Here is a 23,550-nt window from a genome sequence, read left to right as displayed (position 1 = left end):
TCGTTCTCCAAAGTAACAGCTAGTCGCTTTCCATAAATCTTTTTGTGTGCTCCTTGCAAATTCTCCTGCCTATATTAAGATTGGTCAAGTATTGTGGCGATAGAAACTTACAGCAGATTCCTGATTGATAAATCATACACTAGAAGCTGGGTTTCTTGATGAAGCCCAGCTTCTTTGTACCTGCGTGGCCGCAAGCCGATGTAAGTCCTTTGAAGACGACTATATTTAGACCTATTGTAAAACTATATCAAGCTAATGAGCAGGACTTAGACAAAAACAGAAGCTAAAATGGCGTCAAACCCAGAGCTAGAAAGACTTTTAGCTCGAATAGGCATAAATCTAGTATGTACAAAGGTTTCAGGCGTTTTTAGGTCATCAACCTATTTTGCTTGTCCAGATAGGTTTTCAGCCCTAAAGGGGCCTTAAAATGTCTAAGTCCCGTTAGTCCTTGTCAAGCAGACAAAAATTTGTGTCGCAGCGAGTTCAATTGGTTGGATATTTTGCTAAGAGAGTTATTTGATCGTCAACTCTTCTTGATTGATGCTTCAAAAAGTGTACTCAGTTATACTAACAAGGGGGTTAGGCTAGCAATCCTTGAATATTACTACTCATTTAGGTTGAACAAGTCACACCTACCATTGATTTTAAGTCGAAAGGAGGGTAAATAGAATTAGGGATTCAAATTTCCCGATTTCTGGATTTAATTGGTTGCACGGAAGCAGCGCTCCTATGGTTAATAGTTTGGCGGAATGCACGATGGACGAACAGCGTCGCAAAACTGATGTTAATATGCTCCAAGCGCTGCTGGAAAATCCTGGCGACTCAGGAATAGATTTGATTTTGAGGACGAACCCAAAGTCGATCGACTTTGGGTTCGTGCAAACGCTTTATTTGGAAGAAGTGGCACTGACGCGAGAAAGCTTGCTGAAAGCTGCAAAATTTTTCCAAAGGGCGATCGCACCCTTAGAATCTGCAAAAGGGAATTATAAATTGCCCGCAACCGGGGCAGCCTATCTGGCTTTTTTAGCAGAAGTATTGCAGGCAGTGGCGCGCGGCGCGGATTCGCAGCACCTATACTCGCTGCTGAGAAACAATTTAGACAAACTCGACCAGAATTTCGCACAACTGCTGCGCCACTGGGCCATTTTAGTGCTCCCTGCAGCCACAGAATCCGAGACTAGGCGCATTGCAGCGTTAATCGGCAATCTGAGCAACAAAATTGGGCGGTTTCCCCTCGGCAGCAAGGCTCATAACTTGGAAATCGAAATTGCCGGTTACGAAACAGTTGCTAAGGTGTTTACCCGCAAAGACTTCCCCCAAGAATGGGCGGTGATGCAAAACAATCTGGGCAACGCTTATAGCGATCGTCCCAAAGGTGATAAGGCTCAAAATATCGAACAGGCGATCGCTTGCTTTGAAAATGCCCTACAAGTACGCACGCCCGAACAGTACCCGGAACAGTGGGCGACGCTGCAAAACAATCTGGGCAACGCTTACAGCGAGCGTCTCAGGGGAGATCCGGCAGACAATCTAGAACAGGCGATCGCCTGCTATCAAAACGCGCTGCGAGTTCGCACCCGCGAGCCTTTCGGGCAAGAGTGGGCGAGCACTCAAAACAATCTCGGCCGTGCTTACAGCCGCCGACTGCGGGGCAACCGAGCCCAAAATCTGGAACTGGCAGTCGCTTGCTACCACAATGCTTTGCAAGTCTACAACCGCAAGGTGTTTCCCCGGCGTTGGGCCACAACTCAAAATAATTTGGCAAATGCTTACTGCGAGTTGCTGCAGGGCAACCGAGCTGAAAATCTCGAATACGCGGTTACGTGCTATCAGAGAGCTTTGCAGGTGCGGACTCGGGAAGCTTTTCCGCAGCAGTGGGCGACGACTCAAAGGAATTTGGGCCGGGTGTTTGTTGATCGCATCAAAGGCGATCCGGTGGAAAATATGGAAATGGCGATCGGCTGTTATCAAAATGCTTTACAAGTCTACACCCGCATCAAATTTCCCGAAGTCTGGGCTTCGATCCAAACTTACCTCGGTAGGATCTACAGTCGGCGGGTGAAAGGGGAAAAAGCCGAAAATTTGGAAATGGCGATCGCCTGCTATCAAAATGCTTTGCTGTTTTGCAACCGCCAAAAATCTCCCGAACGCTGGGCAATGCTGTGTGCCTACCTCGGCCGCGCTTTCTGCGAACACGTCAAAGGGGAAAAAAACCGCAACCTCAAAAGCGCGATCGCCTGCTATCAAAATGCGGGCGAAGTCTACACCAGGCAGGCATATCCCAACCGCTGGGCAATGCTGCAAATTTATCTCGGCAGGGCTTATTCGCAACTGACGGAGGCGGAAAACTTGTCTCACATGGAAAGCGCGATCGGCTGCTATCACAGCGCCTGTCAAGTCTACACTCGCGAAACCTATCCCCACCGCTGGGCTGAAATTTTATTTTATTTGGGTCAAGCTTACCGAGTTCGTGGCGACTTGCTTCGCGCCTACGGGGTTTTGACTGCTGCTGTCGATACTGTGGAATTCTTGCGTTGCGAAGTTGGGGTTGATACAGTCGATTTTGGCGATCAGACGAGTACCGCAAAAGTCAAATTAACCCGCACCTGGGCTGGACTCTATAAATGCCTGGTGCAAGTTTGTCTGGAACTCGGCGCTAGCCAACCTGAATATTACGCTAAGGCTCTGGAATACGCCGAACGCCACAAAAACCGGAATTTGGTAGAACTGCTGGTTAAATGCCACTTGACTCCAAAAGCCGAAATTCCTGCAGCGGTGCGAAGCGAGTTGGAGTCGCTGCAACTGGAAATAGCGGGGGAACAGCGGCACCAAGAACAGGGAGAACCTGAGCCGAACACGACCTTGATTTCTGAGGGCGATAGTCAAGGTTTGAGCAGCGGTTCTCTACTGCCGAACTCGGACTTCATGCACTTAAATCAATTGTGGAAGCAGTTTGATAGGTTGATTGCGCGGGAGGTGCAGGCAAACGATCCTTTCTTCAGCCTAGCTCACAAAGTTGAACCGATCGCTTTTGAGCAAATTCGCCAATTGTTGCCTGATGACAATTGCGCTGCTGTGGTATGGGCGAGTTTGGGGGAGTTGCTGGTGGCTTTTGTGGTGGTAAAGACTGCACAATATCCCGCCGTTCACCTGTGTTCGCCGGAAAATGCTTTGGCTGCCGAAAGTTGGGGCCAGGAGTACCTCACCGCTTATTCTGAACAAAAAGGTCGCTGGATCAATCATCTCCCGGCTCGCCTCAAACGCTTGGCTACGATGCTGGAAATCGATCGAGTGGTGGCGCTGATTCCCGATAATTGCGATCGGCTGATTTTTGTGCCGCACCGATTTTTGCACGCTTTGCCACTCCACGCTTTGCCTTTGGCGGGGAGAGACGGGTTTGAGGATGGTGGGGGAATTTTTAGATCTGGGTGGAGCGATCGCAGCGGTTTTGATGTGGAAACGTACAGCCTTTCGGATTTTTCTCAAAGTTCGTCTTTTGGCGACGTTGCAGCGCCTGCTGCTTATTTGATCGATCGATTTGCCGGAGGAATTCGCTATGCTCCTAGCTGTCAGCTATTGCTGTTGAGACAAAGTGCACACGGAGCGGCTATGGGTCGGTACAGACCAGGTTTGCAGCACCTTTTGGCAATTCCAACTTTCACCAGAGATGCGTTCTACAGCAACATTGAAATCGGCAAGATTTCCCAGTATTTTGCCAGTACAGAAGTTGTGCGCCATAAGCCGGCAATTAAAGAGGCTTTTTCCCCAGAAATGTCTGTTAATAATGGGAATTTGCCCCAGCAAATAGGGCAGTTGCAGCAGAAAAAATGCGCTCATTTTGCTTGTTTGAGTTTGCTTAATTTGGCTTGGCCACTGAAATCTGCCGTGTTTTTGAGGAATGATGCTCTGAGTTTGGAGGAAATTTTTAATCTGGATTTTCGGCAATATTTTTTAGTTACTTTATCGGGTTGCGAAATGGCCGCTGGCGGAGTTAGCGGTGCTGGAGGAGATTTTGTGGGTTTGTCGGCGGGTTTGTTGTATGCTGGCACGTCTAGTGTGGTTAGCAGTCTTTGGAAGGTGAACGATGTTTCTACGCTGCTGCTGACGAGCAAGTTTTATGAAAATCTGGGACGGTTTTCTCGGTTGCAGGTGGGAGATGTGGCGATCGCCCTGGGGGACGCTCAAAGGTGGCTGCGGGATTTGACTAGCGAGGAATTGGAGGTGTTGCTGGCGGATTTTCAACCTCAAATTTCGCAAATGTTCGATCGGCTTTCTCAAAGTTCTCGCGTTATTGCTGAGGCATCTTTGCAGCAAATTCGCAACCGCAAACCCTATCCTTTTGCTAATCCTTATTATTGGGCGGCTTTTACTGCTGCTGGGGTTTAGTTATTAGTCATTTAAAAACCCGACACTAACAACTTATTTAAAATTGTCAATGTCGGGCGCAAATTCAACAAATTACAGCAAAAATTAGGACTTTTTGCCAAAAATTTGTTCTTTCAAGGCTTGAATTTCTTGACCTAATTGTTGCCGATTGGACGATCGCAGCAAATAGCGGTAGACAAACCACCCAGTGTATCCGATACCAATTAGCTCGAATGTGGGTGCTAGCAGAGGGATGTCGTTGAGTTCGTCTACTATCCCCAAAAGCACTTTCAAAGAGACAATCGAGGCTATAATTACACCGACAACTGTCAGGGGACTTTTGTACTGCTCGTAAAAGCTACCGATGTAAGCGGGAAACTCGGACAAAATTGAGATAATTTGTTCTTTGATCTGCTGGACCTGACTTGGCGGTTCTTCGGTAATTATGACTTTTGTTGTACCGATCGAACTGTCTGCTTCATTTTCGGCTGGAATTTCGGTGATGATAACGGTTGTTTCTGGTTCGTTTGATGAAGTCATTTCTCCACTCGCAATAGTTTTTTGCTGGTTGGCGGCAGGTATTTCAACTGCTGCTGCGACTGTTTCAAGAGCCGGTATTTCGACTGCTGCAACCTCCCCGTCGGTTGGTTCGAGAGCCGACACTTCGCCTGTTTCTGAAGTCGGTATTTCGACTGCTGTAACTTCCGCCGCCACTGCTTCAGGAGCCGATATTTCGACTGCTGAAACCTCTGGTGCTGAAGTCGGTATTTCGGCTGGTGAAACTTCCGCTGCCGGGTGTTGTGCGACAGAAGTTTCGGTTGCAGTTTCCGCGTTTTGTTGTTCTGGGGCAGGAGTTTCGGCCGCGACACCAACAAGTGGCAAATTCAAGTTGCTAATAGCCTCTTGCAAGCGGGTTTTAGCCGTCCCCCGCTGGTGAAGGATTACCCAAGATTCTATCAGGTCGGGGCCGTGCATTGCACCTGTCAGGGCTGCTCTGAGCGATCGCATAATTAGCCCTTTGTTAAGATTTTTCTCTTTACTGAGCTTTTTAGTGATTTTCTGAGCTTCCGCTGATGTCAGGGACGAATGAGTTTCCATCGCTTCTACAACTGCTTGTAAAGCCTGTGCAGCCCCTGGTTGCTGCAATTGTGCGAGGGCTTCTTCTTCGTATTCCACCGTGGTGGAGAAGAACAACTTGCACATATCCACAGCATCGGTTAAGCGAACGAGACTCGGGCCGATCAAAGCAGCTATTTGTTCGAGCCAGGGGCGGTCTGCCTCGGAGTCAAACTCATAACCGGCTTTCTGCCAATAAGGTATCAGCAAATCTGTCAATTGCGGTACTGGCATTTTGTGGAGATATTGACTGTTAAGCCAATTGAGTTTATCCCAGTCAAATTTTGCACCGGCTTTGTTGACTCGATAGAATGTAAATAATTCTGCTGCTTCCGACAGTGTAAATATTTCCTGCGTTGAATCCGGCGGAGTCCAACCGAGCAAAGTCATGTAATTAACTAAAGCTTCGGGCAGGTAGCCCATATCTTTGAAGTCAGAAATCGAGGTTACGCCGTCGCGTTTAGAAAGCTTTTGCCCTTGGGAGTTTAAAATCAGTGGCGTGTGGGCAAATTCTGGGATTGTCGCGCCCAAAGCTTCGTAGAGCAATATTTGTTTCGGAGTATTGCCGATGTGATCTTCGCCGCGGATGACGTGGGTGATGGCCATGTCGATGTCATCGACAACTACGGCGAGGTTGTAGAGTGGTTGGCCGATGACGCCGCCGCTGGATGCCCTGGCAATTACCATGTCGCCGCCGAGGTCGCTACCTTTCCAGGTTACGGTGTCGCGCACCATGTCGTTCCAAGAAATTGTGCGATCGTCGTCGATGATAAACCGAACCACAGCTTGTCGCCCTTCGCCTTCAAAAGCTGCGCGCTCTTTGCTTGTCAAGTTGCGGTGGCGGTTGTCGTAGCGGGGGGCTTGTTTGTTGGCTTTTTGTGCTTCCCGCATTTCGTCGAGTTCTTCCGACGTGGTGTAGCAGCGGTAGGCGAGTCCATTGTCTAGAAGGGTTTGGACTGCTTGGCGGTATATTTCCAGACGCTCGGACTGAAAACTCGGGCCTTCGTCCCAGTTCATACCCAGCCAGGTGAGTCCTTCGAGGATGTTATCGGTGTATTCGCTCTTGGAACGTTCTACGTCTGTGTCTTCTACCCGCAGAATGAACTTGCCGCCTTGGTTGCGGGCAAACAGCCAGTTGAATACGGCGGTTCTGGCGGTACCGATGTGTAGGTTTCCGGTGGGACTGGGGGCTAGACGGACTCTGACATTCATGTAGATTTTTGCTTTTAGATTGGGGGCGATTTGCTGGTTGGGGGAATAGCTGATGTTTAAGACTTTAAATTTTATTATACTTTGTTGCCGAATTAACAGTTGTGCTTGGCAGGTGCTTTGCCTCGAATTGCTCGATCATAGACGATCGGGCGATCGGGCGAAAGTCTCCGGCAACTCACCAGAGGGCATCTTGATGATATTAGCATTGCGGGCGGCCAAGACTGGATTCACCTTTGGGACTATTTTTTACCGCGCAAATAACTGTCGTAGGGCTACCAAATAATTCTTGTAAAATGTTTGTGTGCGATCGACCACATTAAAATATATTTCCCTATGTCTGCTGCTAAAACTGAGTTTTCCGAATCTGTTGAGGTTAAGCCTGCTTGGCAAATCGAGTTGCTGTACGACGGTGAATGTCCTCTGTGCGTGCGGGAGGTGAATTTCTTGAAAAAACGCGACGCGGGGCGAGATTTAGTGTCGTTTGTGGATATTGCGGAGGATGGTTACAACCCGGAAGCCCACGGCGGAATCGACTACGAAACGGCGATGGGCCGGATTCACGCGATATTACCCGACGGTACGACAGTTAAAAATGTGGAGGTTTTTCGCCGCACTTATGAGATTTTGGGTATGGGATGGATTTATGCTGTGACTAAATTGCCGATTGTTGGGGCGATCGCCAATTGGCTGTACGGAATTTGGGCAGATTGGCGGCTGAGGTTGACGGGAAGGCAGGATTTAGCAACTATTATGAGCGATCGAACTCAGCGGATCGAGTGCGAAAGTCAAGGCCGCTGCCAACCCAACTCAAAATGAGTCATATTTAATAAGTTCGATCGACCGATTTGCAGATTTCAGCAGGAACCCACTGCAACTAACATTAAAGATTGATTGAGCGAAAGCAGGTAAAAACAATGCAAGATGCAGGATATACAGTCTTCATGGGCTTTGGCGGCCTCTGGGTAGTCATGGGAATTATCGCTGTGATTGTCCTGTTTAAATCGGACGGTCAAAAGTTGAGGTTTGGTAAATGGGGATTGTTGGTTGCTATTCCGATCCTAGTGCCGATCGTCCTGGTTTTGACATATCAGATCGCCCGACCGTTTATGATCTCGCATCTGTGAGTACGATCGAACTCATTTTTGAGTGAGGTAATTTGCCAGTTCGGGAATTTCACCGGCTCGAATCCACTCAGCTTGTCCGCGCCGCACTTTGGTGCGATCAGTAATTTTTTGAATATCTCTCAGTTGATCTTTGGTATAAGGGCCTTCAGGTTGACCGGAGCGGAATACATACCACTGAGGTTTTTCTGGTTGAGGTTTTGGGGTTGGTGATGGTCGCCTTACCGGTCTCATGCGAGCGTCGCCGGATTCGGCCGAAAGCTGATTAAGTTCCACTTCAATTGGATTGACTGGGGTTAAGTTGGAATTGGGCGATCGTCTTTTTGCCGGTTCTTGAGCTTTGGTTTTAGCGGCTTGCTTGGCAGCGCGACGCTGGCGCGCCCATAAATCGTACTGGTAAAGGTAGGCTGAAATTATCACCATTCCGACCGGAATCAAGTCAAACCTTAGTCGAAGTGTCGCTTGCCTCAACAAATAAAGATCGTATTCGTAAGTAACTTGTTTGCCGGGAACAGGTACCAAAGACACGAGGAAAGCTGAAACAATAAACGCTACAAAGGTAACAATGAAAGCGTTTAGCCCTTCTCTCCAGTGCGATCGTTTTAAACCGAGAAAACGATCTTCCAGGTACTTACGAGGAAGGTCGAGTTTGGAGTGCGTCGGCAGGTGTGCCAGCAAAAATGTTACAACAAAGGCGATCGTCCAATGGAAGAAAGCAAACAGAAACGGTACTGTAACCCAAGCCCCAACTAAGGCGACCAAAACGCCACTACTGTGCCGGAAAGGGACGTGAGATTGGAACAGAGAGACAAGAATGAAATTGAGCGCAAAAGCCCTAATCCATGAGATAGGATAAGGGAGCCACGTGGGCCACGATGGAATTTTCATAAAGTTGGGTTTGATAGGGATCTCAACATTAATTGCATAAATATTTGATTAATAGGTCAGCCACAGATTTAAGGCAGATGCAACAGAGAGCAACGCAGATAATTTTAAGAAGAGCGAGGGACTGAATACAATGTAATTCTATTGAAAGCATTTGGAGTTTGCCTACAGTCGCATTTTTTTAACTCATATTACCAGACAAGTGCTGTAAGTTAAGTATTATTGCTCAGTTGATTCGGGCGATCGCAACTGCTCCCTTGCCCATTGACGCAAAGACCGAATTATGGCATTATCATCTTGAGTTTCTGCCATCTGCAAAAATTGATTGAGCATTGCGACAGAAAGGATGGGAAATGTCGGACTGCGATCGCAGATAATATATTCCCGATTTTGCCATTGATAAATTTGTACGCCGTCTCCCCTATACCGCCAAATTTCAGGAATTTCTAGCTGTGTATAAACTACAAACCGATTAGAAGAAGGACTGGTAATATCAACTTCTATCACCAAGTCTGGCGGCGGATCTGTTGAGATGTCAAGCCTTCTCCCTAGAATGCGATCGACATTTTGGATATAAAAACACGAATCTGGTTCTGCACCTTGTTTTAAATCTTCACGATTGAGAGTCGTCGAACCAAATCCCTTAATCTTCAAGTCCAACTCTTCAGTCAAAGCTGTAACAATCCGTTTTAGTAAACAATTAATTGTTTCATGCAAGTCTGATGGCATGATAATTTCTAAGACTCCTTGAGAATACGAAAATCGCGAGGATCTCTTGTCTCCCGCTTCTGCTAATAAGCTTTCGTAAGTCTGCCAACTGATATTAGATAATACTATCCGTTGTGTAGTTTTTTCCGGTGAGGGCTTAATGGGCGTAACGAGCATATTTTCCCACTCCTTAATCATGTCCGGTTATTTAACTATCATAAGTTCGCACTCAGGACTTTAGTCCTTGTTTACATTTTTGAGGACTAAAGTCCTTACTACAAACGAACTTAATCCACAAACAGGTTTATTAAAGCCTTAAACTTGCGATTTACGAGAGAACGGGACAGACGGGGCTCGAACCCGCAACTTCCGCCGTGACAGGGCGGTGCTCTAACCAATTGAACTACTGTCCCTCGTTTTGCCGTTTTTTCAGGCACAATTTCTATTATGCCTATAACTTCACCTTTTGTCAAGAGGTTTTTTGAACTTTTATTTGGAATCCCAAAATCTGAGTCTCTTGCAGGGGACTGAAGTTGTTGTCGCTCACCAAAATCAGACCTCTGCTACCATCGCCTAACACCGGGCCAAATGTCAACCCCTCAATGTTGTCTAGGGGAATTTTCAGGGTTTCCAAGTCCAGCAGCAGCCGTTTTTGAGCGGGAGAAACCTCGCCCAGACGGCTTTTGAGACTTTCGAGCGTTTCAATACGATCGCCCTTTTCCAGAGAAATCTCAAATAGTTTAACAGTAACGCCGGTTTCCAGGGAGAAAGCACGCTCTAAACTCAGCAAGCGGTTATCGTCGATCGCTAACAAATCCACTAAACCGTTGCTAGTTAATTTTCCCACAGGATTCGCACCAGCGGGTAGCGGTTCGGTGATGTAGAGAAACGATGCTTCTGGATTGCCGCTCACCGCATCGTAGCGCAAAATCCGGCACGGACTCCCGGTTTCGAGGGAAACTACGGCGCCATCTTGAACCAAGGCGTTTTCGGTAGCTGTAAATAGGTATTTGCGATCGGGCGTTAAAGTTAAACTTTCAAATGATAGATTGTTGCGGATGCCTTTACTGCCTTTGTCGTCGGGCAAAAACAGTTCAGGAATTGCCAGCGTTTTCAGGAGTTTACCATCGAGGGAGAACTCTTTGATGAAAGGATTGATGTTGCGATCGACATCTCCCTCCGAAGAAACAAACACGCTATTGCCCGCAAAAGCTATCCCCTCTGGATCTAAACTTAAACTCGGAAAACTTTCGCCCTTTTCATCTAATAAAGTAGTGACACCAGTAAATTCAATGTTGTCTTTTTCCAATTTACCCGATTTCAAATTTATTTTGAGAGTATAGAAACGCGCCGGACTCTTGCTGCTGCGGTCATCCGAAATGGCATAATAAACTTGTTTTTCGGCATCGTAAGTAATCCCCGAAAGTCCGCCAATCTCCGTCCCCTGAAACGGAGAACCAGTAGGAAATATTGCTCTGCCAATAAAATCTATTTTGGTAAGGGCGAAAGATTGGACTGACAAATTTATTAAAATTGCCACAATTGCTGCTATCAAAAAACAGGAAATAAATATAATTATTTTTGCTGACTTTCGCATCTTACTATCTTCTTCTCTTTCTAACTTCGCACCCTTTGCGCCTTCGCGGTTCGTTTAATCATAAAATCACTGTTTCTGATACAGCAAAAAATTAGTCAACCAATCTTTAACTACGTAAGTAGCGCGACAGTCGTCCTCATTGTAGCGGACGATCGCCTCTAAGATCGATCGATCGCCAGTTTTGAGCCAATCATCGTACCAACAGACACACTGAGCACCGTTAGCCTTAGCATCACGCCAGTCAAAACCCAGCCAGCGGGCAATAGGTTTGAGTGCATAACTTTCCACCGGCATAATCGCTTTTTGTGTCACTTGCTTGTGAATATCTACAAACCGTTTCAGCACTGGTTTCCACAAATAAGCTGGAGTGTTGTAAAGTCTTGCTAGGCGTTTAAAAGTCTTGACTTCGTAGTCGCAAAAGTGGAAAATCGGAGCAATAGGATAAGCCCACATTAATTCTAAAAATTGCTCCCAAATTGCACCTTCCTCTGCTGCTGATTCTGCCAGAAAACCGTGGAATTTTTCAGTTTTGTTGTACCTATCGACAACTAAGACTCCGTGGAGATAATCTAAATTCATCTCCGGTTCCGCTTCAATGTCAAAGTAGAGTTCGATTGGGGCGATCGGCAAAAAGACAGATTGGGAATACGGAATTGGTTTCTTGCGGAGAATTGGCGCAGGTATAGAAGATGTGGCCGGTTTGTTTTCTCTAATTGTTACTTCCTCAATTGCGATGTCATTCAAGATATTGTCTACAATATCTGGTACTATTTCAGATGAGTTAAGTTTTTCTGAATTCTCACTTCTACGTTCTTCTCGATCGTTAATCCCTGTATCCGTGTCGTGCCTTCCTTCTTCCTTCTTCCCTCTTCCTTCTTCCTTCTTCCTGACATCCGTTACATCCGTTACATCCGTTACAAAATCCGTTGCCGAACTTCCTTCCTCTCGCAACAACGGTTGATTTAGCAAATGAGATTGAGCTTGCCGCACCACATCAAAAGCCACTCCATCGGGAAATTCTGGATAATCAGCAAGCAATGCAGAACTAGCATTAGCGAGAGATTCTACATCAGTAATTTCGAGAGTTTTTAGTCTAGCATAGCGGCCAGCAGTGACTCCCGGCAATAAAGAAAGATGTTTAATAGATTCAGCTTCGGCATGACAGACAGTATACCAACCACAAAGAGTGCACTTTTGGCGGGAGATGAACACTTCTGGTTTATCCCGATTTTCGATCATCTGAATGCAGTCATCTAAAATCTCGAACATCTGAGGAGTTCGCTGATCGAGATTAACTTGCCAAAGCCCTTTTTTTCGCAGCATCAGCCACGCATAATCGGGCATTCTTTCCTGCACGGAAGCTAACACTTGGGCGTTAAAAGCTGCGATAATTTGATAGTCTAGTTTCGGTCTTTTGCTAAGCCAAATATCCGCAGTAGCATAACTCCAATCACCAAATTTTGATTGTCCGGGCTGTTTGAGCAATAAATGCGGGCGACTGACTAGGGTAATGTTTGAATAGTGCAGGATTGAGGAGGAAAGATGAACAGGAGTTTCGGAAATTTCGCCACTTGCGGGGGAATATTGACCGTCAATTTCTACTATAGAATCTGTTACACCCTGGGTTTTGCCCAATTCACCCTGGACAAGAACTCCTCGATAAATGCGATCGACCCCTTGCTGCATTAAACTCAAAGTAGCAGCCGCCCCAGCTTCCCAATCCCCTCTAGGATATGATGGTTGTTGGTAAGTTTCGTGTTCTAAAACCTGCTGCTGATACGTCCCGCTGTCGCGCATCAGTTTCAGCAAAAAGTCGCTGGGAGGATCTAGTTGTTTCCAGTCTCCGCAGGTGTCTAAAAATGCTCTGAGATTGCATCGCTGGTAGGAAAGTAGCAGTTTGTCTGTTATTAACATTTAGTGTTTGCAAGGCATAGAATAATTAGAAGTCATTAGTCATTAGTCATTAGTCATTAGTCATTGGTCATTGGTCATTGGTCATTGGTCATTGGTCATTGGTCATTGGTCGGGAGGATTTATGCGGCATCTAAAAAGTAGGTTTCAGGACGACTTACTGTGTTCAAATAGCACTACAAATGCCCAAAAGAGATGCTAGCGGAGGAAGAAGGAAGAAGAAGCCTTTGTTAGAGAGGTTTTTGACGATCGACATTTATGCAATATTAACGTTATCAATAATTCCCCAGAAAATATGACAAAGGACACTCACCGACAACAATTCCCAGCTTTGGCCAATAAAGCTTATTTTAACTACGGCGGACAAGGGCCGCTGCCTGAGTCTGCTTTAGAGGCGATTTATGAGGCTTACAAGCGGGTGCAGCTTGGGGGGCCGTTTTCGGGGGAGGTGGGGGCTTGGGTGGTTCAGGAGGCGATGCTGACGCGACGGGCGATCGCATCTGAGTTGGCCGTACCTGCTGAAACCATCGCCCTGACTGAGGATGTCACCGTGGGCTGCAATATTGCGCTGTGGGGCATTGATTGGAAAGCAGGCGACCATTTGCTGATTTCTGATTGCGAACATCCGGGCATTGTAGCTAGTGTAATGGAACTTCAGCGCCGTTTCAACATTGAGGTTTCGTTTTGTCCGTTGGCGGCAACTTTGAATGAAGGATCTCCAGTGCAGGTAATTGCTGATAGTTTGCAGCCAAATACTCGGTTGTTGGTTATCAGTCACATTTTGTGGAATACTGGTCAATTTTTGCCTCTGACTGAGATTGTGAATCTCTGTCATCAAACAGGAGTAAAAGTGTTAGTTGATGCGGCTCAATCTGTGGGGGTTTTACCTTTGGATTTGATTGAGTCTGGGGTTGATTTTTATGCTTTTACTGGTCATAAATGGTGGTGCGGCCCGGAAGGTTTGGGCGGGCTTTATGTGAGTGCGGCGGCTTTGGCAGATTTGCATCCTGTGTTTATCGGTTGGCGGGGAATTGTGACGGATACTAATGCTAAAGTTCTGGGGTGGAAGGCTGGATCGCAGCGCTACGAGATTGCGACTTCGGCTTATCCTTTGTATGCGGGTTTGCGAAGTGCGATCGCCCTTCAGCATGAATGGGGAACTGTTGAGGAAAGGTATGCAGAAATTTGCCGTTTGAGTAAGTATCTCTGGGAATGTTTGTCGGAACTAAGTCATGTAGAATGTTTGCGGACATCTGCGCCGGAAGCTGGTTTAGTTTCGTTTCGATTGACTAATGGGATGCCGCACAAGCAGTTAGTTGATTTGTTGGAAAAGCAGGGAATTATGGTGCGGACAATTCTGAATCCTGACTGCGTGCGGGCTTGCGTTCACTATTTTACCACTGAGGCGGAGATTGATAAGTTGGTTGGGGCGATCGCAAATCAATAAAGTTAGCTATAGAACTTACTTGGCAGCGAAGATGATGAGCTGCCCTGCTTAGCTTGTTAGCTATGACGATTATTATATATACGAGGGGTGCATCCTTTGAATTTTGATGAGATACTGTCACGAGCCAGTGAAGAAACGTTACAGAGTCTATTTGGCAGTTCAGCTTTCAGTTTAGTGAAGCTTTTAGATAGTCGCCTAGCAACTCCCACTAATCTGCGTGAAGTTTTGGTGAGTATTTATTCTCGTGAAAGCCTGCTTTTATCAAAAGACACTCGCACTATCCTATTTGAATTATTACGACCCAAACAAGCTGAAATTCTCGCTACAATTTTGTCAGCTTCAGACAACAAAGATGTCTTTCAAGCGCTGAAAGAAGTCAAAATACGTCGCGGCTCAGATCGCGAACGTGCCCTTTTCGACTTTTTTGAATTGGTTGTGCCATCAACTGAGGAATCTGAAGAAACACCCTCATCGGAGCTGGCTGCGCCTCAATACGCTTTGTTTGGTCATCAGCGTAGTGCAGCAGCCAAAGTCAAACAGTATCTCCAAAAAGAACCCCGGCGTGTTCTGCTTCATATGCCCACCGGAGCGGGAAAGACACGCACGGCAATGCACATTATCGCCGATCGCCTGCGATCGCAAGAGCCTACTTTAGTCGTATGGCTGGCATACAGTGAAGAACTTTGCGAACAAGCCGCCGCCGAGTTTGAACGCGCCTGGAAATACTTGGGCGATCGAGATTTACCCATCTATCGTTTCTGGGGAAACCACGAACTCGATCTTGATCAGGTGCGGGATGGCATAGTAGTTGCAGGTCTTTCCAAGCTTTACAGTCGTGCTAAACGTAGCATCCAATTCATTAACAAATTAGGTTATCGTTCCTCTCTTGTCATTATTGATGAAGCCCATCAAGCAATTGCAGAAACTTACAAGCTAGTCTTAGATGTTCTCGTTTTACCATACGAAAATACAGCAATGCTGGGGTTAACAGCGACACCAGGCCGCACTTGGGCAGACATTAGTGCTGACGAAGAATTAGCGGAATTCTTTGCACAGTGCAAGGTTACTTTGGAGGTTCCTGGCTACGATAATCCAGTAGACTACCTAGTTTCAGAGCAATACTTGGCACGAGTCAAATACCGCTCGTTGTTAAATCAGAGTGGATTGAATTTATCTAATAACGACTTGAAGCGTATTGAAGAAGAGCTAGAGTTACCAAAAATTATCCTGACTCGCCTAGCTGAAAACGAACAGCGCAATCTCAGCATTATTTTGGAAATTGAAAACTTAGCTAAGAATCACAAGCGTATTTTAGTGTTTGCCATATCTGTAGAACACTCAAAACTTCTAGCCGCTGTGCTGAAAGCTAGAAATTGGCAAGCATCTGCTGTAACTGCCAAGACTCCTGCTTCAGAAAGAGAGCGAATCATCGCGAGTTTTAAAGATGACAATCCAGAAACTAAGATTATCTGTAATTATGGCGTTCTTACAACAGGGTTTGATGCCCCGCGAACCAGTGCCGCCGTGATTGCTCGTCCCACCAAGTCGCTTGTTTTATATAGCCAGATGGTTGGACGTGCTATTCGCGGACTTAAAGCAGGTGGCAATGAAAGCGCTGAGATTGTTACTGTAGTAGACACAGACTTACCTGGCTTTGGCAGTGTTGCCGATGCCTTTAATAATTGGGAAGACGTTTGGAAATTAAAATGACACAACAACATGATATCGTTCCGGTACATTTAGTGGTTCAGGCAATGCGTGACAACGGTTATAAAAACGCAGCCTATGCACTAGCAGAACTCATAGATAATTCAATTCAGGCAGAAGCTACTGGCGTAGAAGTTCTCTGTGCTGAGCAAGAAATTCAGCTACAGCGACTTAGCTCTCGCATTCATCAAATTGCTGTTTTAGATAATGGCAGCGGCATGGATTCCACTGTTTTGCGAATGGCTTTACAGTTCGGTAATGGAACTCATCTAGCAGAAGAAAAACATACAGGAATGGGGCGCTTTGGTATGGGGTTGCCATGCTCTTCCATTTCCCAATGTAAACGGGTGGAGGTTTGGACTTGGCAGAGTGGTGTAGAAAATGCAATTTACACATACTTAGATTTGAATGAAATCAAAAACAAGCAGCTTGCTGAAGTTCCAGAGCCTCAAAAGCGCAATATCCCTGATATTTGGGAAAAAGTAACAACAGGTTTTGGGAGGACAGGAACATTAGTAGTCTGGTCAAATATCGATCGCTGTATGTGGAAGACGGGTAAGGCAATCATCGAAAATTCAGAACTCGTGATTGGACGAATGTATAGAAAATTTTTAGAGACTCAAGAAGTAGTCATTCGCATGGCAACTTTTGATATTAATGAACCTACCAACAGAAATAAAATGGTAGAAAAATTTGCACAGCCTAACGATCCCGGTTATCTCATGGCAGAAACTTCTTGCCCTGAGCCCTTCGACAAAATACCAATGTTTAGACCGTGGGGAGAAGATAGCTATGAAGCCACCTTTACCATTGAGTTTCGTGACCAGAAACACGAGGTAAAAATTCGCTTTTCTTATGCTAAGGAAGAAGCACGTCCTGGTAATAATCCTGGCAACCTTCCGCACGGACAGCACGCCAAGAAAAATGTAGGAGTTTCAATGGTTCGTGCAAAGCGTGAATTGGAACTAGACCAGTCTTGGGCACAGAAGAGAGCTACAGAGCGATGGTGGGGGGTCGAAATTGAATTTCCCCCAGCACTTGACGACTTGTTTGGGGTCACAAACAATAAGCAATCTGCTCGTAACTTCTCAGAACTGGCGAATCTAGATATCGAATCTATGCTAAAAGATGGAAAAACAATTAGTCAGCTTAAAGACGAACTAACCCAAGATGAAGACCCCAGAGGCCCATTAATAGAAATTGCCCAGAAAATCCATAATCAAATACGAATCATGCGAAGGCTGATTGATGCACAAACACCAAATTCACACACTGGGAAAAAACGGCATCAAGGATCTTCTGCGGAAAAAGTTGCAACTGACGTGACAGAGGAAAGGAAAAAGGAGGGGTACCAAGGGCAGAGCGACAAGGATGAGTCACTCGCTTCGGAGGAGCGAAAGGAAATTATTCAAATCACATTAATCGATACAGGTGTCAGTGAAACGAGCTCTGAAGATTTGGCAGCAAAAACTATTTCTGATGGCTCGAAGTACGTTTGGGCAAGTGGAGACATAGAAACAGCCGCTTTCTTTTCTGTAAAGCCCAGAGGAGGTGCAATTCTTATAACTTTGAACACACACCATCCTGCCTACAAACATCTTGTCGGAGTTTTAGAAGAGGAGGTAGAAGGCGTAGACCCTGAAACACTTCGCTCTCGTCTAACAAATTCTCTGGAAGGTTTGAAATTATTACTGATGGCTTGGGCTCGGTACGAGGATGAGGAGCTTTATCATTCTGCATCTAGAGGGCAAAAAGCACAGGATACTCGTGTTGATTGGGGACGTATGGCTCGACAATTTCTGGAGCGTGAGGAATAACTGAAGGCTCTATCCTTGTTTAGCTAGGGGTTCAGAGTTCACAATTTAGCTTCGCCACTGATTCAGCCAGCGAACTTGTCTTTTTCATAAAGTAAATCGCCATTTCAGCCAAAAACACCAAAAGTCGATCGCCATTTTCACCTAAATCAATCTCGATTTACCCACTCAAACAAAAGAAACCGGGTTTTTACTTAATCTGTCGTCTTCAACGCAGTATTCTCGCAAAAACCCGGTTTCTCAGATCCTAATTAATGAGAATGGCCGTGATCGTGAGAATGTCCGTGCCCGTGAGAATGGCCCCCATGAGAATGACCGTGATCTCCATGAGAATGACTGTGCTCGCCGTGTGCAGACAAACTCGGATTCACCGCCACAGCCGTCTCACTCAATAACGCTTCAATCTGCGGATTTGCCCACTCCGCCGCCATTTTCAAGAACTCAGGACGATCGTTCACACAAGGCAATTTGCGGTAAGTTACTCCTTTACGCTGTTTCTGCAAAGACTCAATAATGTGGTCAACATCTAACAAAGTTTCGTGATTTTCCGTCGCAAATCCGATCGGCATAAAGACGATCGCAGTTGCACCCAAATCAATCAAATTCTTCGCAGCCAACGTCGCATCCGGCTGTGTCCACTCAATCAGCGGCGTGTCGTGATTCAGCCAACCCACCGAAATCAAAGGATAGCGATACATCAAACGTTCCCGCACGCGATCGTACAAAGCTTGACTTTCCACAATACCCGAAGTAAAACCCTTCGCCTTGTGCGGACAACCGTGATTCATCAGCACAATCCCAATCTGAGAAGGCAAATGCGCGACAGCCAAATCGTTCTTAATTTCCTCTTCCACCAAATCCGCCATTAGCTGAATGTAAGCCGGTTCATCGTAAAAAGAAGGAATGTAGCGCTGTCCTTTTACCCAATGTTCCTTGCCATCAAAGGTTTGTGCTAAAGCTTTATTAACCTGTTCCACAGCAATGCCGCTGGTGAAAACAGAATCAACTACCAACAGCGGATAAATCAGAATTTTGTCAAATCCTTCTGCTTTAATTTGAGGGATTACTTGTTCCGGCAAAAACGGCGCGCAAAAGTTAAAAGCTTTGAACACTTTTACTTTATCGCCCCATTTCTCCTGTAAATTCTGTTCAATACCCGCCCGCTGCTGTTCAAAAATTGCATTGTGCGGCGAAACGAATTGACCGTGTTGGTGACTCCACTCGTGCAAGTCAAAGATTGCTAAAATCTTGGCCAGCGGCGGATAAATCCAAAGCGGTACTGGCGCAAACTTTGCCGTAAGCAAATTTAAAGCTTGTTCGTTGTAGTTGGCAAAATCGTCGTAGCTTTCGACTTCGCCGTAACCCATCAGCAATACAGCAACCCGATCGCTGTTTGCCGGTGCATCAGATGTTTTGAACTCAATTTTTTCGGGAGAAGCAACCACTTTGTATTCCTCAATTTGAATGATTTGGAGAGTCGCAGGAAGGATGAATCAGAATTGCGAAGAGAAACCCGGTTTCTAGACTCCCCGGAGATCCCCCTAAATCCCCCTTAAGAAGGGGGACTTTGAGACTCTTTCTCCCCCCTTAAGAAGGGGGGCTGGGGGGATCGGAATCTGATAGGAAAGGCAAGAGAATACGCCGCAGGGTCTGGGACAAAGGGCATTAAGTTTTATGTTTTCTTAAGACTTCCTCACCTTGCCTCCGGTTTCGGTGTCTCGGAGCGTTCCCAGCGTTTATTTTGGGGGGATACCCTTCAAACACGACTCTGTTATTAGTTTAACATCCTATCCCCCCGTATGGCATATAATTAATTATGGTGTACAATAAAGTAAAGTTATGTTAAGCTCTTAATTAATTTTCTTGAAGCACGATGAGACTGGTAATTTGCCCCGGAATCCACGACCCAAAACTAAACGATCGCTTCCTAGCGGGACTTTCGGAGGTTTGGGGAGACGCAGAACCCCGGCAAAATACCCAAACATTCTACCCTGTCAAGATTTTTCCCGCTCATAAATCTCCGCCTTTTTCAGCCATTGACATATTGCACTTTTTGTGCAACCAAGAATTAGCAGGAGAAAGTTTAGTATTTGTCAGCTTTTCGGCAGGAGTAGCCGGGGCGATCGGAGCGGCTTGGATGTGGCAGCAACTAGGTGGCCAAGTCGGGGCATTTTTTGCCCTAGACGGCTGGGGAGTACCCCTGGGGGGCACTTTTCCCATCCACCGCATCAGCCACGATAGCTTCACGCACTGGAGTTCAGCGATTCTCGGCCGCGGTGGAGATAGCTTTTACGCAGATCCAGCGATCGCACATTTAGATTTGTGGCGATCGCCCCAAACAGCAACAGGCTGGCACATCAGTCAAACCTGTGCCGGTACTGAAACGGCAAAACCCACAACCGCAGCAAAATTTTTAGTCCACCTATTGAAACAGTACGGAGTCCAATCAGTTGTTTAATTTAGATTTAGTATCATCATCGGCGATCGCACCTATTGTCACTGTTTCTAGCCTAGAAAATCCTCTTTCTTCAGGCAGAAAAAACAGCATCAAACAGTGGCTAATATTTTGCGCCTCAGCATTCTTAGTCTCAATTCCCGTCTTCGTGCAAGCACCCTTAGTTCGCTTGTATCCTACCATCAGCTTACTTTCCACAATTCCCTGGTTCGTCCTCAGTTTAATTCTAATTTTTCGCCCCAAAACCCAACTTTGGGGAGACTTATTATTAGGCTTTGCCGGATGTTGGCTGGCTGGTTCCATCTATTGGGGCTGGTTTAGATGGGAACCTATTTTACATCTACCTATAGAAGCAATTGGCTTGCCTTTTGCTATTTGGTGCTTGAACAAATCTTGGGGAAAAGTTGGCAGTTATTTTTACTTAGGCTCCCTATTTGGCACGGCTATTACTGATTTATATTTTTATTTGACTGGGTTGATGCCCTACTGGCGCAAAGTGATGCACGCGGAACCGGAATTCGCTATGCCGATTTTTCAAAGTGCGATCGGGCAAATCGACACTCCTTGGGGCATAGGCTGCGCTCTACTTTTAATTGCTGTGTTGCTAACCGTCGGTTTGTTGAGTTTGCGCGACGCACAATTGCACTGGCGCGCTTTCAGCGGTGCTGTTTTGAGCACGCTGTTGGTGGATGGTTTGTTTTGGCTGGCTGCTTCTGCTGTTTGAGATTTTTGGGGATTTTTGACCGCAGATGTGGGCGGATTGACGCAGATTAACGCCGATTTTTTTGATGGATGCAAAATTAAATTGCTTTGTGATTTCTGGTGGTTTCTATGTGTATGATTTTTGACCGCCGATGTGGGCGGATTGACGCAGGTTAACGCCGATTTTTTTGATGGATATAATCTTGAGATTCCTGATTTTTTTTTAAATAAGTCGGGATTTTGGGTATTTACTGAACAATTATGAGCTAAGATCTAAAATCTCAAATCTAAGAATCCAAATCAATATCATGTCTTTTATTTCAATTCGCGGTGTAGAACATTATTACGAGTGGATAACGGCAGATAACAGTGCTGCACACAGCGGCAAACCAGTGATGGTATTTCTGCACGGCTGGGCGGGCTCAGCGCGCTACTGGGAAGGCACGGCACGGGCTATTGCTGATGATTTTGATTGTTTGCTTTATGATATGAGAGGTTTTGGTCGATCGCCTTTGCCAAAAGAGCCTCCTGAGTCAAGCTACGAACTCGAAACCTACGCCCGCGACTTAGCTGAATTATTAGAATCTCTGAATTTAAGCCGCGTCTTTCTCAATGCTCACTCCACAGGTGCATCAATTGCTACTTTATTTCTCAACCTTTACCCCGAAAAAGTAGAAAAAGCAATTCTCACTTGCAGCGGGATTTTTGAATACGACGAAAAATCTTTTACAACTTTTCACAAATTCGGTGGCTATGTGGTAAAATTTAGACCCTCTTGGTTGGCATCCATCCCCTTTGCCGATCGGCTATTTATGGCCCGGTTTTTGCGCCGTTCCCTGCCCACAGAGGTCAGTCTGGCGTTTCTCAAGGATTTTTTAATGGCAGACGAGGAAGCTGCTATAGGTACAATGGTGACGGCAGTCAGCAAAAGAGCCGCCGAGGAAATGCCCCAAGAATTTGCGCGGCTGAGTGTTCCCACACTGCTTGTGGCCGGAGAATTCGACCAAATTATCCCCGCCGTCATGGGAGAGCAAGCAGCCTCCCTCAGCAAAAAAGTAGAATTTGTTATAATTCCGAATACGGCTCACTTTCCGATGCTGGAGGATGCCGCAACATACTTGCAGCGAATTCGAGAATTTTTGCCAGCAGCGGCTTAGCTGAGTTATTGTTCATCTAATGTACGATCGGACAAGCAAGCTTTGAGAACGGCTTTTGCTCCGATCTTAATTTTTAATTTCTAATTTCTTAAAGCGAAAGGTGGTACAATGAACGACCTCGACCAATACTATAAAGTGCTGGGACTGTTGCCGGGATCTTCCAGAGAAGAAATTAGCCAAGCCTACAAGGATTTAGCGTTCATTTGGCACCCCGATCGCATCCCCAAAGACAATCCCAGACTACTACAGAAAGCTGAAGAAAAGATTAAGGAAATTAATCAAGCTCGCGAACAATTGCGATCGATTCAACCAAGAGGTCAGAATCAGAACGCTCAGCACAAACATACTCAGCACAAACACACCCAGCAACAAAACACCCAGCACAAACACACCCAGCAACAAAACACCCAGCAACAAAACGCTCAGTACAGAAACACTCAGCAACAAAATACCCAGCAACAAAACGCTCAGTACAGAAATACTCAGCAACAAAATACCCAGCAACAAAATACCCAGCAACAAAACGCTCAGTACAGAAACACTCAGCAACAAAATACCCAGCAACAAAATACCCAGCAACAAAATACTCAGTACAGAAACACTCAGTACCAAAACACTCAGCCACAAAACACTCAGCCACAAAACACTCAGCCACAAAACACTCAGTACCAAAACACTCAGTACCAAAACAATCAGTACAGAAATACTCAGTATTCAAACACCCAGCACCAAAACACCCAGCCACCACCGGCCAACCCAAAAGAACCCCGCTACTCTTCTGAACCCTCTTCAGGAAAATATGCTGGAAATTATGCGGGAAACTATGGGGGAAACCCTGCAGGGCCATATTCAGAGGCGTCCCGCTACCAATCGCAGCCGCCGCCATCTCAGTCATCTCAGTCTTACCGCCAAGCTGGGCCACAAGCTCCCGATTTGAGCGGTTCCAACTTCAAAGGAGCTTCCTTAAAAGAAAAGGATTTTTCAGGAAGAAACTTGAGCAATGCAAACCTGAGTGAAGCCGACTTAAGCGATACTTTTCTGCACAACGTCAACCTCACAGGCGCGAATTTGCACAAAGCTAACTTGTTCAGGGCAAACCTGTTAGGGGCTTGTTTGATCAATGCCAATTTGACAGAAACAAATTTAATCGGAGCGGATTTGAGCGGTGCAGACTTGAGCGGTGCGGATTTAACAGGGGCTAAAATCGGTTATGGCGATCGAGTTATGGTAAAACTCACTCGAACTACATTAACAGGTACAATTCTACCCGACGGTACTGTTCATAGCTAAATGATTTAGTTTTTAGTCAGTTGTTGCAGGGTCGGGTTTTACCCGAAATATTTGCGGCAACCA

General features: G+C 46.1%; 16 protein-coding genes, 1 tRNA gene and 1 pseudogene. 10 read left to right on the top strand and 8 right to left on the bottom strand.

What is annotated here, in order from left to right; all coding sequences use genetic code 11:
- Positions 1–729: 729 nt before the first annotated feature.
- Positions 730–4,386 (top strand): CHAT domain-containing protein, encoded by a 3,657-nt coding sequence (locus QUA44_RS00270; protein ID WP_333247440.1) that lies wholly within the window; start codon positions 730–732, stop codon positions 4,384–4,386.
- An 84-nt stretch (positions 4,387–4,470) separates the two neighbouring features.
- Here QUA44_RS00270 and QUA44_RS00265 read toward each other — a convergent pair whose 3' ends face one another.
- Both QUA44_RS00265 and gltX read right to left on the bottom strand, forming a co-directional pair.
- Entirely contained in the window at positions 4,471–4,905 is a 435-nt protein-coding gene (locus tag QUA44_RS00265; protein ID WP_333247537.1) for a CAAD domain-containing protein, read from the bottom strand.
- Between the two features lie 354 nt (positions 4,906–5,259).
- Positions 5,260–6,693 (bottom strand): annotated as a pseudogene (gene gltX / locus QUA44_RS00260) (glutamate--tRNA ligase); the annotation flags it as partial.
- 333 nt (positions 6,694–7,026) lie between these two features.
- Here gltX and QUA44_RS00255 point away from each other — a divergent pair.
- Both QUA44_RS00255 and QUA44_RS00250 read left to right on the top strand, forming a co-directional pair.
- On the top strand, positions 7,027–7,509 hold the full coding sequence (locus QUA44_RS00255) for a DUF393 domain-containing protein (RefSeq protein ID WP_333247442.1): 483 nt from the start codon (positions 7,027–7,029) through the stop codon (positions 7,507–7,509).
- Between the two features lie 98 nt (positions 7,510–7,607).
- Positions 7,608–7,817, top strand: coding sequence for a hypothetical protein (locus QUA44_RS00250; RefSeq protein WP_333247444.1), 210 nt, complete (start codon positions 7,608–7,610; stop codon positions 7,815–7,817).
- A gap of 12 nt (positions 7,818–7,829) precedes the next feature.
- On the opposite strand, the gene QUA44_RS00245 is transcribed toward QUA44_RS00250, so the two are convergent.
- The 5 genes from QUA44_RS00245 to QUA44_RS00225 all read right to left on the bottom strand — a co-directional run bounded on the left by QUA44_RS00245 (position 7,830) and on the right by QUA44_RS00225 (position 12,918).
- Entirely contained in the window at positions 7,830–8,702 is an 873-nt protein-coding gene (locus QUA44_RS00245) for a DUF4339 domain-containing protein (RefSeq protein WP_333247445.1), read from the bottom strand.
- Between the two features lie 216 nt (positions 8,703–8,918).
- The gene (locus QUA44_RS00240) at positions 8,919–9,605 is read right to left on the bottom strand and encodes a Uma2 family endonuclease (RefSeq protein ID WP_333309440.1); all 687 of its coding nucleotides are present in this window, start codon (positions 9,603–9,605) and stop codon (positions 8,919–8,921) included.
- A gap of 141 nt (positions 9,606–9,746) precedes the next feature.
- Positions 9,747–9,820, bottom strand: a tRNA-Asp gene (locus tag QUA44_RS00235).
- A gap of 56 nt (positions 9,821–9,876) precedes the next feature.
- Positions 9,877–11,004 carry an esterase-like activity of phytase family protein gene (locus QUA44_RS00230; RefSeq protein ID WP_333276330.1) on the bottom strand — a complete coding sequence of 376 codons (1,128 nt, stop codon included), beginning with the start codon at positions 11,002–11,004 and terminating at the stop codon, positions 9,877–9,879.
- 66 nt (positions 11,005–11,070) lie between these two features.
- On the bottom strand, positions 11,071–12,918 hold the full coding sequence (locus QUA44_RS00225) for a TM0106 family RecB-like putative nuclease (protein WP_333247450.1): 1,848 nt from the start codon (positions 12,916–12,918) through the stop codon (positions 11,071–11,073).
- Positions 12,919–13,210: 292 nt separating this feature from the next.
- On the opposite strand from QUA44_RS00225, the gene QUA44_RS00220 reads away from it, so the two are divergent.
- From QUA44_RS00220 to QUA44_RS00210, 3 genes are all read left to right on the top strand, one after another.
- The gene (locus QUA44_RS00220) at positions 13,211–14,362 is read left to right on the top strand and encodes an aminotransferase class V-fold PLP-dependent enzyme (RefSeq protein WP_333247452.1); all 1,152 of its coding nucleotides are present in this window, start codon (positions 13,211–13,213) and stop codon (positions 14,360–14,362) included.
- 174 nt (positions 14,363–14,536) lie between these two features.
- On the top strand, positions 14,537–16,072 hold the full coding sequence (locus tag QUA44_RS00215) for a DEAD/DEAH box helicase (protein WP_333309437.1): 1,536 nt from the start codon (positions 14,537–14,539) through the stop codon (positions 16,070–16,072).
- Positions 16,069–17,886, top strand: a complete 1,818-nt coding sequence (locus QUA44_RS00210) for an ATP-binding protein (RefSeq protein ID WP_333247456.1) — start codon at positions 16,069–16,071, stop codon at positions 17,884–17,886. Before QUA44_RS00215 ends, QUA44_RS00210 begins: the two co-directional genes overlap by 4 nt.
- A gap of 248 nt (positions 17,887–18,134) precedes the next feature.
- On the opposite strand, the gene QUA44_RS00205 is transcribed toward QUA44_RS00210, so the two are convergent.
- Entirely contained in the window at positions 18,135–19,328 is a 1,194-nt protein-coding gene (locus tag QUA44_RS00205; protein ID WP_333247458.1) for a ferrochelatase, read from the bottom strand.
- Positions 19,329–19,756: 428 nt separating this feature from the next.
- Between QUA44_RS00205 and QUA44_RS00200 the strand changes: the two genes are divergently transcribed.
- The 4 genes from QUA44_RS00200 to QUA44_RS00185 all read left to right on the top strand — a co-directional run bounded on the left by QUA44_RS00200 (position 19,757) and on the right by QUA44_RS00185 (position 23,487).
- Positions 19,757–20,341, top strand: coding sequence for a hypothetical protein (locus QUA44_RS00200; RefSeq protein WP_333247459.1), 585 nt, complete (start codon positions 19,757–19,759; stop codon positions 20,339–20,341).
- Entirely contained in the window at positions 20,334–21,062 is a 729-nt protein-coding gene (locus QUA44_RS00195) for a DUF3120 domain-containing protein (protein ID WP_333247461.1), read from the top strand. The genes QUA44_RS00200 and QUA44_RS00195 overlap by 8 nt, the downstream gene beginning before the upstream one ends.
- 286 nt (positions 21,063–21,348) lie before the next feature.
- Positions 21,349–22,197: an alpha/beta hydrolase gene (locus QUA44_RS00190; protein ID WP_333247463.1), complete on the top strand. Its 849-nt coding sequence runs from the start codon at positions 21,349–21,351 to the stop codon at positions 22,195–22,197.
- 108 nt (positions 22,198–22,305) lie between these two features.
- Positions 22,306–23,487, top strand: a complete 1,182-nt coding sequence (locus QUA44_RS00185) for a pentapeptide repeat-containing protein (protein WP_333247464.1) — start codon at positions 22,306–22,308, stop codon at positions 23,485–23,487.
- Positions 23,488–23,550 lie beyond the last annotated feature (63 nt).

It is taken from the genome of Microcoleus sp. N9_A2 (genome assembly GCF_036701775.1).
Lineage (GTDB): Bacteria > Cyanobacteriota > Cyanobacteriia > Cyanobacteriales > Microcoleaceae > Microcoleus.
This window is presented reverse-complemented; position numbering and strand designations above follow the sequence as displayed.